We start from the raw sequence: 14,852 nt of genomic DNA, 5'->3' as shown, positions 1-14,852 counted from the left end.
ACCCCTCCTTGGAGTGGTCTTCTTCACTCAGGCATACAACACAAAGCCACCGACCCACTACCCTTCGTGAACATGAAGATCGCTTTCGTGGGGAAGGGCGGCAGCGGCAAGACCACGCTGTCCTCCCTTTTCATCCGCCACCTCGCCTCCAATGAAGCCCGTGTCGTCGCGGTGGACGCCGACATCAACCAGCACCTGGGCACCGCCCTCGGACTCAGCGAGGACGACGCGGCCTCGCTGCCCGCGCTGGGCGCGCACCTGCCCCTCATCAAGGACTACCTGCGGGGCTCCAACCCGCGCATCGCCTCCGCCGACACCATGATCAAGACGACTCCGCCCGGCACCGGCTCCCGGCTGCTGCGGGTCGACGAGGACAACCCCGTCTACGACGCCTGCGCGCGCACCCTGACCCTCGACGGCGAGCCCGTGCGGCTGATGGCGACGGGGCCGTTCACCGAGTCCGATCTGGGCGTGGCCTGCTACCACTCCAAGGTCGGCGCGGTCGAGCTCTGCCTCAACCACCTCGCCGACGGCCCGGACGAGTACGTGGTCGTCGACATGACGGCCGGTTCGGACTCCTTCGCCTCCGGCATGTTCACCCGCTTCGACGTGACCTTCCTGGTCGCCGAACCGACCCGCAAGGGCATCTCCGTCTACCGCCAGTACAAGGAGTACGCGCGGGACTTCGGGATCACGCTCAAGGTCGTCGGCAACAAGGTGCAGGGCCCGGAGGACATCGAGTTCCTCCAGGACGAGGCCGGCGAGGACCTGCTGGTCACCGTCGGGCAGTCGGACTGGGTGCGGGCGATGGAGAAGGGCCGACCGGCCGCCTTCGAGCTGCTGGAGGCCACCAACCGGCTGGCCCTGCAGGCGCTCCAGGACGCCGCGGACGACTCCTACGCGCACCGCGACTGGGAGCGGTACACCGAGCAGATGGTCCACTTCCACCTGCGCAACGCGGAGAGCTGGGGCAACGCGAAGACCGGGGTCGACCTGGCGGCGCAGGTCGACCCCGGTTTCGTCCTACGGGAGCTGCTCACTCCTCGTTCTGACTCGCTTCTGCCGGCTCCTCAGCCGGCTTGACCCCGGCGGGGGCGGCCGGTTTGGCCGGCGGCCCCGCCGTCAGGAAGGTGTTCCAGCCCGCCTTGGGCGCCTCGCCGACGTCCAGGGTGCGCATCCACTCCAGGGCCTTCGGGTCCTGGGCGTCCAGCCAGTCCACCAGCTCGCGGAAGGGCACGCAGCGGACCTCCTTCTGCGTGCACATGGTCTTGATGGAGTCCTCGACGGCACGCATGTAGGTGCCGCCGTTCCAGGATTCGAAGTGGTTGCCGATGATCAGCGGCGCGCGGTTGCCCTGGTAGGTCCGCTCGAAGGCCTTGACCAGGCCGTCGCGCATCTGCTCGCCCCAGTACGCGTGCTGGGAGGGGTCGCCCTGTGTGGTCGTACCGGACTGGTTGACCAGGTAGTTGTAGTCCATGCTGAGCGTTTCGAAGGCGCGGCCCGGCATGGGGACCAGCTGGAGCGGGATGTCCCAGAGGCCGTCCGTCTTCTTCGGCCAGATCTGCTTGCTGATGCCGCTGGAGTCGTAGCGGAAGCCGCCCATCTCCTTCGCCGCCAGCATGAAGTTCTTCTGGCCTTCGAGGCAGGGGGTGCGGGCCCCGATCATCTCCTTGTCGTAGTCGAACGGGAGCGCCTCCATGCCCTTGAGGGCGGGCGAGTTCGTCTTCCAGTTCTTGACGAACGACTTCGCCTGGTTGATCTCGCTCTTCCACTCCGCCACGGACCAGGTCCCGACACCGCCCTCGGGTCCGCAGAAGTGGCCGTTGAAGTGGGTGCCGATCTCGTTGCCCTCCAGCCAGGCCCCGCGCACCTGCTCGGCGGTGTCCTTGATGCCCTGGGGGTCGCCGAAGCCGATGTCGGAACGGCCCGCGGAGTGCTGGGGCGCCGTGTAGAGGGAACGCTTCTCCTCCGGGAGCATGTACACGCCGCTGAGGAAGTACGTCATACGGGCGTTGTACTTCTTGCCCACCTCACGGAAGTGCGAGAAGAGCTTCTGGCTGTCCTCTCCCGCACCGTCCCACGAATAGACGACGAACTGCGGCGGCTTCTCGCCGGGCTTCAGCTTCTCCGCCTTCTGTACGTTCGGCTGCAGGCCCGTGTACGAGGTCGAGCCGTCCCCGATGAGCCTCTTGACGCTCCCCGGGGCCGGGCCTTCCGGCGCGGCCGCGCCCTTCTTGGCCGGCTGGGCTCCGGGGGCCGGACGGCCGGCGGGCTCCGAGGTGCTGCACCCGGCCACTGCCAGAACCAGCGCGGTGGCGACCAGACCGCCGCCGATCGTCTTCGACGCGGCCTTCCTCGCGGCGCCCGTCTTCGTGGCGCCCCTCTTCGTCGTGGCAGTCATCCGCCGCACCTCTTCCCTCGCAGTTCCGTCGCAGGACTTCCGCGCCGCAACGTCCCACGCGGTCCGTTTTAAGGAAGGTGTGACAAGCCGTACTAAATGCTTATTCACTCGGGCGCGCTAATTTCTAGGCCATTTGCCCGTATTACCTACCACTGGTCTTTACTCTCCATTACCGTTCGTTTACCGAGTGTTGATAATCCCGCCGCTTCACCCCTCCCCCGAGGAGACGGGACCTATGACGAGCACCCCCACCACCACCTCCCCTCCCCCCGTCGGGAGGGCCTCCTCCGACCTCTCCGCCGACCTCTCCGCCTCCATCGCCGTCTTCCTGATCGCCCTGCCGCTCTCCCTCGGCATCGCCCTGGCCACCGGAGCCCCGCTCCAGGCAGGGCTCGTCGCCGCAGCTGTCGGCGGGATCGTGGCCGGACGCCTCGGCGGAGCCCCCCTCCAGGTGAGCGGCCCCGCTGCCGGACTCACCGTCGTCACCGCCGAGTTGATCCAGCACTACGGCTGGCGCACCACCTGCGCCATCACGGTCCTCGCGGGCTGCTGCCAGCTCGGCCTCGCCGCGCTGCGGACCGCCCGGTCCGCGCTGATGGTCAGCCCGGCCATCGTCCACGGCATGCTCGCGGGCATCGGCGTGACGATCGCCCTGGCGCAACTGCACATCGTGCTCGGCGGCACCCCGCAGAGCTCCGCCGTGGCCAATGTCCAGGGGCTTCCCGCCCAGTTGGCCGACCTGCACCCCGTCGCGCTCGGGATCAGCGTGCTCACGCTGGTCGTGCTGCTCGGCTGGCCCCGGCTCCCCGGCCGGGCGGGGAAGGCGCTGCGCAAGGTGCCCGCCGCACTCGCCGCCGTCGCCACCGCGACGGCAGTCGCGGCCCTCGCCGGGCTCTCCCTGCCCCGCGTGGACCTGCCGTCCTGGCGCAGCCACGCACTGCCCGAGATGCCCGAGGGTCCGGTGCTGGGCATCATCGCCGCGGTGCTGACCATCACCCTGGTCGGCAGTGTGGAGTCGCTGCTCTCGGCGGTGGCCACCGACAAGCTGATCGCCTCCGAGCGCGCCACGGGCAAGCGCCCCGCCCGGGCCGACCTGAACCGCGAACTGCGCGGCCAGGGCGCGGCGAACATCGTCTCGGGCGCCCTGGGCGGACTGCCCATCACGGGCGTCGCGGTCCGCAGCGTGGCCAACGTCAAGTCCGGCGCCGTCAGCCGGAGGTCGTCCATGCTGCACGGCTTCTGGGTCCTGCTCGCCGCCGGACTGCTCGTGCCGGTCCTCGACCTGATCCCGCTCGCCGCGCTCGCCGCACTGGTGATGGCGGTCGGCGTGCAGATGGTGAGCGCCACGCACCTGCGCACCGTCACCCGGCACCGCGAGGTCCTCGTCTACGCCACGACCATCGTGGCCGTGGTGCTCGGCGGAGTCCTGGAGGGCGTCGCCATCGGCATCGCGATGGCCGTCGCCCTGGCCCTGCACCGTCTGGCCCGGACCCGGATCACCGTCGAGCACCTGGACAGCGGGGTCCACCGGGTGTGGGCGCGGGGGCAGTTGACCTTCCTCGCCGTACCGCGGCTGAGCCGGGTGCTCAACCAGATCCCGGGCAACGGCCACGCCGTCATCGAACTGGACGGCTCGTTCATGGACCACGCCGCCTACGAGACCCTCCAGGACTGGCGGGACTCCCATCTGGCGCACGGGGGCTCGCTGGAGGTTACCGGCCGGGCCGGGGCCAGGATCTCCGGATCCGAGCAGCAGGACCAGCCGGACCAGCCGACGCGGGCCGAGTGGACCCGGCTCGCGGAGCGCGCCCATCGGGGTGCGCAGCGCGGGGACCACCAGTGCTGCCGTCCCTGGACGCCGTGGCAGAACCACTGCGACCACCGCGCCACGGATTCCGGTACGGCCCCGGAGGCCGCCGCGAGCACGGCCGCGCTCTCACTGCCCCTCGCGGCCACCGCGCCGGCGGCGGCCCGCGGGCGCGGCGCCGGTCAACTGGCCAACGGGATCAGCGCCTTCCAGAGGGACACGGCTCCGCACGTCCGCGAGGAGCTGGCCCGGCTGGCCCGGGAGGGGCAGCGGCCCTCCCAGCTCTTCCTCACCTGTGCGGACTCCCGCCTGGTGACCAGCATGATCACGGCCAGCGGCCCCGGGGACCTGTTCACGGTGCGCAACGTCGGCAATCTCGTCCCGCTCCCGGGGGCCGAGTCCACGGACGATTCGGTCGCGGCGGCCATCGAGTACGCCGTGGACGTCCTGAAGGTGGACAGCATCACCGTGTGCGGGCATTCGGGGTGCGGGGCCATGCAGGCACTGCTCAGCTCGGCGCCCGGGGTGCCGATGACCCCGCTGCGGCGGTGGCTGCGGCACGGGCTGCCGAGCCTGGAGCGGATGGCCAGCCGTCATCACGCCTGGGCGCGGATCTCCGGGCGGCTGCCGGCGGACGCCGTGGAGCAGCTGTGCCTGACCAATGTGGTGCAGCAGCTGGAGCACCTGAGGGCGCACGAATCGGTGGCCCGGCGGCTCGCCGAGGGCACGCTGGAGCTGCACGGGATGTACTTCCACGTCGGCGAGGCGCAGGCGTACCTGCTGTCGGAGGGGCAGGACTTCTTCGACTGCCGGGTCTTCGACACCGTCGGCGCGGGCGCGCTGCGCGGCTGAACGGCCAAGCGGCTGAACGACCAAGGGGCTCACCGGCCAAGCGGCTCAACGGCTGAGCAGCCGAACGGGTAGACCCCTCCGAGCGGGAGCTTTGAACCGATACCCTCCCGTATCCGTGCCACTCAGTGGCCCCTTCCCGCACCCTGCGGCGGGAGGGGGCCACTCGTGCGTGGGCCCGGACCGGTAATAGGTCTACACCAATTCCCGGCAACCTCTTGTCACCCGGGCCATTGACTGATGAGCTATGCCCGGGGACACAACCGGGGACACAACGGACACCCTGGGAAAGGGAGATGCGTCGTGAGCAATGAAAGCCTGGCCAATCTGCTCAAGGAGGAGCGGCGGTTCGCACCGCCCGCCGATCTGGCCGCCGCCGCCAATGTGACAAAGGCTGCGTACGCACGGGCCGACGCGGACCGGCTGGGCTTCTGGGCCGAGCAGGCGCGGCGGCTGAGCTGGGACACCGAGCCCACCGAAACGCTCGACTGGAGCAACCCGCCCTTCGCGAAGTGGTTCGCGGACGGCAAGCTGAACGTCGCGTACAACTGCGTGGACCGCCACGTCGAGGCCGGCAACGGCGACCGCGTGGCCATCCACTTCGAGGGCGAGCCCGGCGACAGCCGCTCGATCACCTACGCCGAGCTCAAGGACGAGGTCTCCAAGGCCGCGAACGCCCTGACCGAGCTGGGTGTGGAGGCCGGCGACCGGGTCGCCGTCTACCTGCCGATGATCCCCGAGGCCGTCGTCGCGATGCTCGCGTGCGCCCGCGTCGGCGCCGCGCACTCGGTCGTCTTCGGCGGTTTCTCCGCCGACGCCGTCGCGTCCCGCATCCAGGACGCCGACGCGAAGCTGGTCATCACCTCCGACGGCGGCTACCGCCGGGGCAAGCCCTCCGCCCTGAAGCCCGCCATCGACGAGGCCGTCGCCAAGTGCCCGCAGGTCGAGCACGTCCTCGTGGTGCGCCGCACCGGCCAGGACACCGCCTTCACCGAGGGCCGGGACGTCTGGTGGCACGAGATCGTCGAGCGCCAGTCCGCCGAGCACGCACCGCAGGCCTTCGACGCCGAGCACCCGCTCTTCATCCTCTACACCTCGGGGACCACGGGTAAGCCCAAGGGCATCCTGCACACCTCCGGCGGCTACCTCACGCAGGCCTCGTACACCCACCACGCGGTGTTCGACCTGAAGCCGGAGAGCGACGTCTACTGGTGCACCGCCGACATCGGCTGGGTGACCGGGCACTCCTACATCGTCTACGGGCCGCTCGCCAACGGCGCCACCCAGGTGATGTACGAGGGCACGCCGGACACCCCGCACCAGGGCCGGTTCTGGGAGGTCGTGCAGAAGTACGGCGTCACCATCCTCTACACCGCGCCCACCGCGATCCGCACGTTCATGAAGTGGGGCGACGACATCCCCGCGAAGTTCGACCTGTCGAGCCTGCGCGTCCTGGGCTCGGTCGGCGAGCCGATCAACCCCGAGGCCTGGATCTGGTACCGCAAGCACATCGGCGGCGACCGCTGCCCGATCGTGGACACGTGGTGGCAGACCGAGACCGGCGCGATGATGATCTCCCCGCTGCCCGGCGTCACCGAGACCAAGCCCGGCTCCGCGCAGCGCGCGCTGCCCGGAATCGCCGCCACCGTCGTGGACGACGAGGCGAACGAGGTCCCGAACGGCGGAGGCGGCTACCTGGTCCTCACCGAGCCGTGGCCTTCCATGCTGCGCACCATCTGGGGCGACGACCAGCGCTACATCGACACGTACTGGTCGCGCTTCGAGGGCAAGTACTTCGCGGGCGACGGCGCCAAGAAGGACGAGGACGGCGACATCTGGCTGCTCGGCCGCGTCGACGACGTGATGCTGGTGTCCGGCCACAACATCTCGACCACCGAGGTGGAGTCGGCGCTCGTCTCGCACCCCTCGGTCGCCGAGGCGGCGGTCGTCGGTGCGAACGACGAGACCACCGGCCAGGCCATCGTGGCCTTCGTCATCCTGCGCGGCAGCGCCTCCGAGACCGACACCCTCGTCGCGGAACTGCGCAACCACGTGGGTGCCACGCTCGGCCCGATCGCCAAGCCGAAGCGGATCCTGCCGGTGCAGGAGCTGCCGAAGACCCGCTCGGGCAAGATCATGCGCCGCCTGCTGCGCGACGTGGCCGAGAACCGCGCGGTCGGTGACGTCACCACGCTCGCGGACTCCTCGGTCATGGACCTGATCCAGAGCAAGCTGCCGGCCGCCGGCAGCGAGGACTGAGGCAGCGTCCGGCGGTAGCCGTACGACACGGTGAAAGGGGGCATCCGGCGCGCCGCGCCGGATGCCCTTTTCGCACATAAAGTGACGATCGCCGGATACGCCCACGCGTGCACCCTGTAAAGTATTAGACGGTTAAAGAATTACTCCACAGGGTGCGCCGGGAAGTCTGGTCGGCAACGTGCTTCGCCATGCCGTCCAACCCACCCCGGAGGTGCCACCCGTGGCCGCGCCCACCCCCACCGACAGTCAGAACCGCAAGCTCCTCGGCCGCCTGTCGCTACCCGAGCGCCGCTTCGTGGCCGACGCCCTGCGCGCCGAGACGGTCGGCGGCGTCCTCCTCCTCGTGGCCGCGATCGCCGCACTCATCTGGGCGAACGTGCCCGCCATCTCGGCGAGCTACGACAGCGTCCGCTCCTTCCACATCGGGCCCGCCTCCCTCGGCCTGGACCTTTCGCTCCAGCACTGGGCGGCCGACGGCCTGCTCGCCATCTTCTTCTTCGTCGCCGGCATCGAGCTCAAGCGCGAGCTCGTCGCGGGCGACCTGCGCGACGCCAAGGCGGCCGCGCTCCCGGTGATCGCCGCGATCTGCGGCATGGCCGTACCCGCGCTGGTCTACGTACTGACCAACGTGCTCGGCAACGGCTCGACGGACGGCTGGGCGGTCCCGACCGCCACCGACATCGCCTTCGCCCTCGCCGTCCTCGCCGTCATCGGCACCTCGCTGCCGTCCGCCCTGCGCGCGTTCCTGCTGACCCTGGCCGTCGTCGACGACCTGTTCGCCATCATGATCATCGCGGTGTTCTTCACCAGCGAGATCAACTTCCTGGCGCTCGGCGGCGCCGTCGCCGGCCTGGTCCTCTTCTGGTTCCTGCTCCGCGGAGGCGTGCGCGGCTGGTACGTCTACGTGCCGCTCGCCCTGGTCATCTGGGGCCTGATGTACAACAGCGGCGTCCACGCCACGATCGCCGGTGTCGCCATGGGCCTGATGCTGCGCTGCCACCGCAAGGAGGGCGAGCAGCACTCCCCCGGCGAGCACATCGAGCACATGGTCCGGCCCCTCTCGGCCGGTCTGGCCGTCCCGCTCTTCGCCCTGTTCTCGGCCGGCGTCTCCCTCTCCGACGAGTCCATCGGCCAGGTCTTCACCCGGCCCGAGCCCCTCGGCGTGGTCCTCGGCCTCGTCGTCGGCAAGACGCTCGGCATCTTCGGCGGCACCTGGCTCGCCGCCCGCTTCACCAAGGCAGAGCTCAATGACGACCTCGCCTGGCCGGACGTCTTCGCCGTCGCCTCGCTCGCCGGCATCGGCTTCACCGTCTCACTCCTGATCGGCGAGCTCGCCTTCACCGACGACCCCGTCCTCACCGACGAGATCAAGGCCGCCGTGCTGATCGGCTCGCTCATCGCCGCCGTCTTCGCATGCGTCCTGCTGAAGATGCGCAACCGGAAGTACAAGGCGCTCATCGAGGACGAGGAGCGCGACGACGACCTCGACGGCATCCCCGACATCTACGAGCAGGACAAGCCGGACTACCACCTGCGGATGGCGAAGATCTACGAGGCCAGGGCCGCGGAGCACCTGCGCAAGGCGGAAGAGGCCGCGGTCGCCGCGGCCGAAGCTCCGGGCGGGTCCAGCGCCGACGGCGGCCGTCCGGCATGATCTGACCTGACGACAGGACAGCCGTCGCAGTCGGACGACAGAGGGAGAGAGCGATGAGCGCAGTGGACCAAGGGGCCCCAGGAGCCGAGCGCACACTCGGCCAGCTGGTCGCCTCGGCCACCGCCGAGATGTCCGCCCTGGTGCACGACGAGATCGCCCTCGCCAAGGTGGAGATCAAGCAGGACGTCAAGCGCGCGGGCATCGGCAGCGGCGCCGCCATCGTCGCCGGCGTGCTCCTCCTCTTCTCGCTGCCGGTGCTGAGCTTCGCCGCGGCGTACGGGATCCACAACCTCGGGCTCGGGCTGGCCTGGTCCTTCCTGATCGTCGGTGTGGCGTTCTGGCTGCTCGCGGGCGTGATCGGGCTGATCGCCATGGCGAAGTTCAAGAAGATCAAGCCCCCGGTGAAGACCATCGCCTCGGTCAAGGAGACGGCGGCCCTCGTCGGCACCGTCAAGCCCCACGCCCGGTCGGTCAGTGACAACGCCGTGGGTGTGGCACGCTCGTCTTCATGACAGCCCCCTCGTCCGATTCCGGCACGTTCGGTACGCCCCCCACCGCCGCCACCGCGGTCCGGATCGCCATCCCCGGCGGGCGAGAAGTGACGCACCGGGACGTCGCGGCCAACGGGGCGCGGTTCCACGTCGCCGAGCTGGGTGACGGGCCGCTGGTGCTGCTCCTGCACGGCTTCCCGCAGTTCTGGTGGACGTGGCGGCACCAGATGACCGCACTGGCCGACGCGGGCTACCGGGCGGTCGCGATGGACCTGCGCGGCGTGGGCGGCAGCGACCGCACCCCGCGCGGCTACGACCCGGCCAACCTGGCGCTCGACATCACGGGGGTCGTACGGTCCCTCGGCGAACCCGACGCCGCCCTCGTCGGGCACGATCTGGGCGGCTACCTCGCCTGGACGGCGGCGGTGATGCGGCCCAAGCTGGTGCGCCGGCTGGTGGTGTCCTCGATGCCGCACCCGCGCCGGTGGCGCTCCGCGATGCTGTCCGACTTCGGACAGACCCGCGCCGGCTCGCACATCTGGGGCTTCCAGCGGCCGTTCGTGCCCGAGCGCCGGCTCGTCGCCGACGACGGGGCGCTCGTCGGCGAACTGATCCGCGACTGGTCGGGCCCCCGGCTCCCCGAGGAGGACGACGTCGCGGTGTACCAGCGCGCGATGTGCATCCCCTCCACCGCGCACTGCTCGGTCGAGCCGTACCGCTGGATGATGCGGTCCATGGCCCGGCCCGACGGCCTGCAGTTCAACCGGCGCATGAAGCGGCCGGTGCGGGTGCCGACACTGCACCTGCACGGCTCGCTCGATCCGGTGATGCGTACGCGGAGCGCCGCGGGGTCCGGGCAGTACGTCGAAGCCCCGTACCGCTGGCGGCTCTTCGACGGGCTCGGGCACTTCCCGCACGAGGAGGACCCGGCGGCGTTCTCGACCGAGCTGGTCAACTGGCTGAAGGATCCCGAGCCGGACCGCTGAGCGAGACAGTCGCTTATATGACAAGCATTCAATTGCCTGGCGCATAGGCCAATTGGCCGCCCCGAAGGCGATTACCGACCTTGGGCTCCGGGCACAGCTCGGAGTATGGGCTGGACGCACGACTACGGTGACACCGCACACGAACGCCGCTCGACGGTCACGCCGGGCACGCACAGGGGGCAGGGCCGCGAAGGCCACGACGACCCCAGACTCGGGATTCCGCGCATCCTGCGCCGACGGGCCCGCTGGGTCTCCGCCCGGCTCAGGCACCAGCGTACGTAGGCAGGGCCCGGGCAGGGTTTCCGCCCGGGCAGGGGTTCCGGGGCCCGACAGGGCCGCGGGGCCCCACACACACTCCCGCAGGACTCAGAGGGCGCAGCCCTGGCTGTCGACCCGCCGGTTCGCCGTCTGGCCGATCCGGATGTCGTCGCGGATCTCGTCCGTGGTGAGGGCGTAACCGGTGTTCGGGTCGTCGAGGGACTTCGCGAAGACCACTCCGTACACCTTGCCCTCGGGCGTCAGCAGCGGGCCGCCGGAGTTGCCCTGGCGGACCGTCGCGTACAGGGAGTAGACGTCCCGTCGCACGGTTCCGCGGTGGTAGATGTCCGGGCCGTTGGCGTTGATCCGGCCGCGGACGCGCGCCGAGCGGACGTCGTAGGCGCCGTTCTCCGGGAAGCCCGCGACGATGGCGTCACTGCCGCCCGCCGCGTCCTTGTCGGTGAACTCCAGCGCCGGCGCCTTCAGCTTGGGCACGTCCAGGACGGCGATGTCGCGCTCCCAGTCGTAGAGCACGACCTTGCCGTCGTAGAGCTTGCCCTCGCCGCCGACCTGCACGGTCGGTTCGCCGACCCCGCCGACCACGTGCGCGTTGGTCATCACCTTGCCCGGGGCGAAGACGAAGCCGGTGCCTTCCAGCACCTTGCTGCACGCGGGAGCCGTGCCGACGACCTTCACGATCGACTGCTTGGCGTACTGGGCCACGGGGCTGCGCGCGAGCTGCGGGTCCGGCGGCTGGACCTCGGTGATCGGCTCGTTGGAGAACGGGCTGAAGACCTGCGGGAAGCCGTTGCGGGCCAGGGTGGAACTGAAGTCCGAGAACCAGGTGTTCGCCTGCTCCGGGAGCACCCGGGAGACACCGAGGAGCACCTTGGAGTTGCGGACTTCCTTGCCCAGCGTGGGAAGTGACGTACCGGCGAGCGCGGACCCGATGAGCCAGGCCACCAGCAGCATCGCGACCACGTTCACCAGGGCGCCACCCGTCGCGTCGAGCGCGCGGGCAGGGGACCACGTGATGTGGCGCCGGAGCTTGTTGCCCAGGTGGGTGGTCAGGGCCTGGCCGATCGAGGCACAGATGATGATCACGACCACGGCGATGACGACGACCGTGGTGGACACCTGGGTGCCGTTGTCGGTGACCCGGTCCCAGATCAGGGGCAGCAGGGACACGGCGACGAGACCACCGCCGAGGAAGCCGATCACCGACAGGATGCCGACGACGAACCCCTGTCGGTAGCCGACGATCGCGAACCACACGGCGGCGAGCAGCAACAAGATGTCCAGCACGTTCACAGGGGTCACCGTCTCATGCGCGCCAGTCGAGCGGGACTTCCCGGGACCGGTCCCAGGGGCGTTCCCAGCCGGCGAAGTGCAGGATCCGGTCGATCACTCCGGCGGTGAAACCCCAGACCAGAGCCGATTCCACGGTGAAGGCCGGGCCCTGGAAGCCGCCGGGGTGCACGACGGTGACCCGGTGCCCGGGGTCCGTGAGATCGGCCACGGGCACCGTGAAGACCCGGGCGGTCTCGGCCGGGTCGACCACGCCGACCGGACTGGGGTCGCGCCACCAGCCGAGCACCGGGGTCACGACGAACTCGCTGACCGGGATGTAGAGCGGCGGCAGCACCCCGAAGAGCTGGACCCCGGCCGGATCCAGACCGGTCTCCTCCTCGGCCTCGCGCAGCGCGGCGCGCAGCGGGCCGGTGGTGTGCGGGTCGCCGTCCTCGGGGTCGAGGGCGCCGCCCGGGAAGGACGGCTGGCCGGGGTGCGAGCGCAGGGTGCCGGCGCGCTCCATCAGCAGCAGCTCGGGGCCCCGGGGGCCCTCGCCGAAGAGGATCAGCACGGCGGACTGGCGGCCGCGGCCGTCCTCCGGCGGCAGGAACCGGCTGAGCTGGGTGGGCCGGACCGTCCGGGCCGCCTCGACGACGGGGTCCAGCCAGTCGGGCAGGCCGTGGGTGCGCAGCTCGATGCTTCCGCGCCGGCCGCTTCCGGTGTCGTACGGGGCCCCGTGCGCGGTGGCTGCGCCGGGCAATGCGGTGCCCGCCCTGCGGTTCTGCGTGGCCTCTGTCATAGGCACCCCTGTCCGTGGTCCCCCACACACCGCCAAACGCGGCGCGGGTAGCGATTCGTTCCTTGCGGGTGCGGCTCCGCTGCCGGGGCTCCGCCCCGGACCCCGCGCCTCAAACGCCGGCGGGGCTGGATTTGGCAGGCGCCGGCAGGCCCGGGTAGTCCGGGGGTGGGGTCAGGCGTTGGCCGGGCTGGCCGCCCTTCTCGTACTTCAGGAGCTTCGCCGCCTTCTCCGGGTCGGTCTCGCCCTCCCCGTAGGACGGGCAGAGCGGTGCGATCGGGCAGGCCCCGCAGGCGGGCTTGCGGGAATGGCAGATCCGGCGGCCGTGGAAGACGACGCGGTGCGAGAGCATCGTCCACTCGCTCTTCGGGAAGATCGCGCAGATCTCCGCCTCGACCTTCTCCGGGTCCTCCTGCTCGGTCCACTTCCAGCGCCGCACCAGTCGGCCGAAGTGCGTGTCGACCGTGATCCCGGGGACTCCGAACGCGTTGCCGAGGACGACGTTGGCCGTCTTGCGGCCGACCCCCGGGAGCGTCACCAGGTCCTCGATCCGGCCCGGAACCTCACCGCCGAAGTTGTCGCGCAGCGCCTGCGAGAGGCCGAGCAGGGACTTGGCCTTCGCCCGGAAGAACCCGGTCGGCCGGATGATCTCCTCCAGCGCCTCCGGATCGGCTCCGGCCATGTCCTCGGGGGTCGGGTACGCGGCGAAGAGGGCCGGGGTCGTCTGGTTCACGCGCAGGTCGGTGGTCTGCGCGGACAGGACGGTGGCGACCAGCAGCTCGAAGGAGTTGCGGAAGTCGAGCTCCGGGTGCGCGTACGGGTAGACCTCCGCCAGCTCGCGGTTGATCCTGCGTGCTCGCCGCACCATCGCCAGATGGCTCTCCGGCTTCGTCCCGGCCTTCTTGACCTTGCTCTCTGCCATCCCCGAAGGCTACGCCGCGCGGCCCTCCGCCCGTGGCCGGACGTGACCTCCGCCCGGTCGGGGTTTCTTGGCCGAAGTTTTGCCCTGAAAGGGGGGTGACTGCTCCGGGAGGGCTCCCACCAGGCCGTGTTCGCCCACGGCTGAATTTGGGGTGGCCGTCACTCCCCCGGACCCCTTGGCCTGTGCTCTCACCGGCCTGTTGGACCCCCCGCAGGTCCGGGACACGGTGGCGACGACCGCCCCGGACCTCAGGTAACACCACCCCGATCGGCCTCTCGCCGCACAGCACACCCGTACGTCCGGCATCCTTGTGATGAACGTGATTGATCGCACTGTTTGAGCCGTCCGGCAAAATGGGGGAGCGATCCCCTGGCTGGTCGACATAGGAGAGAGACTCGTGGACGACGTACTGCGGCGTGCCCCGCTCTTCGCGGCGCTCGATGACGAGCAGGCCGCGGAGCTCCGCGCCTCCATGGGCGAGGTGACCCTCGCACGTGGTGACGCCCTGTTCCACGAGGGCGACCCCGGTGACCGGCTCTATGTCGTCACCGAGGGCAAGGTGAAGCTTCACCGCACCTCACCCGACGGACGCGAGAACATGCTGGCCGTCCTCGGCCCCGGAGAGCTGATCGGCGAGCTGTCGCTGTTCGACCCGGGCCCGCGCACCGCCACCGCCACCGCGCTGACCGAGGTCAAGCTGCTGGGTCTGGGTCACGGAGACCTTCAGCCCTGGCTGAACGCCCGGCCCGAGGTGGCGACCGCGCTGCTGCGCGCCGTCGCGCGGCGCCTGCGCAAGACCAACGACCAGATGTCCGACCTGGTCTTCTCCGACGTTCCGGGCCGCGTGGCCCGTGCGCTCCTCGACCTGTCGCGCCGCTTCGGCGTGCAGTCGGAGGAGGGCATCCACGTCGTGCACGACCTCACGCAGGAGGAGCTGGCCCAGCTCGTCGGCGCGTCGCGCGAGACCGTGAACAAGGCGCTGGCCGACTTCGCGGGACGTGGATGGCTCCGCCTGGAGGCTCGCGCGGTGATCCTGCTGGACGTGGAGCGGCTCGCCAAGCGCTCGCGCTGACATTCGTAGCTCCGTTGAGGGGTCCTGCCCAGTCGGGCAGGGCCCCTTTGCGTGTTCCTGCGGCGCC

Annotated in this window: 11 protein-coding genes; 7 read left to right on the top strand and 4 right to left on the bottom strand. The window is 70.4% G+C overall.

Translation table 11 applies throughout. From position 1 onward, the window contains the following. The first annotated feature begins 72 nt into the window (after positions 1-72). Positions 73-1,083 (top strand): ATP-binding protein, encoded by a 1,011-nt coding sequence (locus ACFWBW_RS01220; RefSeq protein WP_385367408.1) that lies wholly within the window; start codon positions 73-75, stop codon positions 1,081-1,083. Here the strand turns inward: ACFWBW_RS01220 and ACFWBW_RS01215 are convergent. Further along, positions 1,037-2,401 (bottom strand): hypothetical protein, encoded by a 1,365-nt coding sequence (locus ACFWBW_RS01215; RefSeq protein WP_385367407.1) that lies wholly within the window; start codon positions 2,399-2,401, stop codon positions 1,037-1,039. The genes ACFWBW_RS01220 and ACFWBW_RS01215 overlap by 47 nt on opposite strands. A 235-nt stretch (positions 2,402-2,636) precedes the next feature. Between ACFWBW_RS01215 and ACFWBW_RS01210 the strand changes: the two genes are divergently transcribed. The 5 genes from ACFWBW_RS01210 (at position 2,637) to ACFWBW_RS01190 (ending at position 10,447) form a co-directional block, all read left to right on the top strand. Continuing rightward, positions 2,637-5,060 (top strand): SulP family inorganic anion transporter, encoded by a 2,424-nt coding sequence (locus tag ACFWBW_RS01210; protein WP_385367406.1) that lies wholly within the window; start codon positions 2,637-2,639, stop codon positions 5,058-5,060. A 300-nt stretch (positions 5,061-5,360) separates the two neighbouring features. After that, the gene (gene acs, locus ACFWBW_RS01205; protein ID WP_385367405.1) at positions 5,361-7,316 is read left to right on the top strand and encodes an acetate--CoA ligase; all 1,956 of its coding nucleotides are present in this window, start codon (positions 5,361-5,363) and stop codon (positions 7,314-7,316) included. A 220-nt stretch (positions 7,317-7,536) separates the two neighbouring features. Then, positions 7,537-8,970: a Na+/H+ antiporter NhaA gene (gene nhaA, locus ACFWBW_RS01200; RefSeq protein WP_385367404.1), complete on the top strand. Its 1,434-nt coding sequence runs from the start codon at positions 7,537-7,539 to the stop codon at positions 8,968-8,970. Positions 8,971-9,023: 53 nt separating this feature from the next. Continuing rightward, positions 9,024-9,482: a phage holin family protein gene (locus ACFWBW_RS01195; protein WP_266906122.1), complete on the top strand. Its 459-nt coding sequence runs from the start codon at positions 9,024-9,026 to the stop codon at positions 9,480-9,482. Then, positions 9,479-10,447, top strand: coding sequence for an alpha/beta fold hydrolase (locus ACFWBW_RS01190; RefSeq protein ID WP_385367403.1), 969 nt, complete (start codon positions 9,479-9,481; stop codon positions 10,445-10,447). Before ACFWBW_RS01195 ends, ACFWBW_RS01190 begins: the two co-directional genes overlap by 4 nt. A gap of 366 nt (positions 10,448-10,813) precedes the next feature. On the opposite strand, the gene ACFWBW_RS01185 is transcribed toward ACFWBW_RS01190, so the two are convergent. The 3 genes from ACFWBW_RS01185 to nth form a co-directional block, all read right to left on the bottom strand. Continuing rightward, positions 10,814-12,016 (bottom strand): MarP family serine protease, encoded by a 1,203-nt coding sequence (locus tag ACFWBW_RS01185; RefSeq protein ID WP_385367461.1) that lies wholly within the window; start codon positions 12,014-12,016, stop codon positions 10,814-10,816. Between the two features lie 13 nt (positions 12,017-12,029). After that, positions 12,030-12,800: an NUDIX hydrolase gene (locus tag ACFWBW_RS01180; RefSeq protein ID WP_385367402.1), complete on the bottom strand. Its 771-nt coding sequence runs from the start codon at positions 12,798-12,800 to the stop codon at positions 12,030-12,032. A 103-nt stretch (positions 12,801-12,903) separates the two neighbouring features. After that, positions 12,904-13,713: an endonuclease III gene (gene nth, locus ACFWBW_RS01175; protein WP_385367401.1), complete on the bottom strand. Its 810-nt coding sequence runs from the start codon at positions 13,711-13,713 to the stop codon at positions 12,904-12,906. A 397-nt stretch (positions 13,714-14,110) separates the two neighbouring features. On the opposite strand from nth, the gene ACFWBW_RS01170 reads away from it, so the two are divergent. Continuing rightward, positions 14,111-14,785, top strand: a complete 675-nt coding sequence (locus ACFWBW_RS01170; RefSeq protein WP_003981529.1) for a Crp/Fnr family transcriptional regulator — start codon at positions 14,111-14,113, stop codon at positions 14,783-14,785. The last annotated feature ends 67 nt before the right edge of the window (positions 14,786-14,852 follow it).

Origin of the sequence: Streptomyces sp. NPDC059957 (assembly GCF_042730015.1) — a bacterium.
GTDB lineage: Bacteria > Actinomycetota > Actinomycetes > Streptomycetales > Streptomycetaceae > Streptomyces.
The sequence above is the reverse complement of the archived record's forward strand: the minus strand, read 5'-3'. Positions and strand labels throughout refer to the sequence as shown.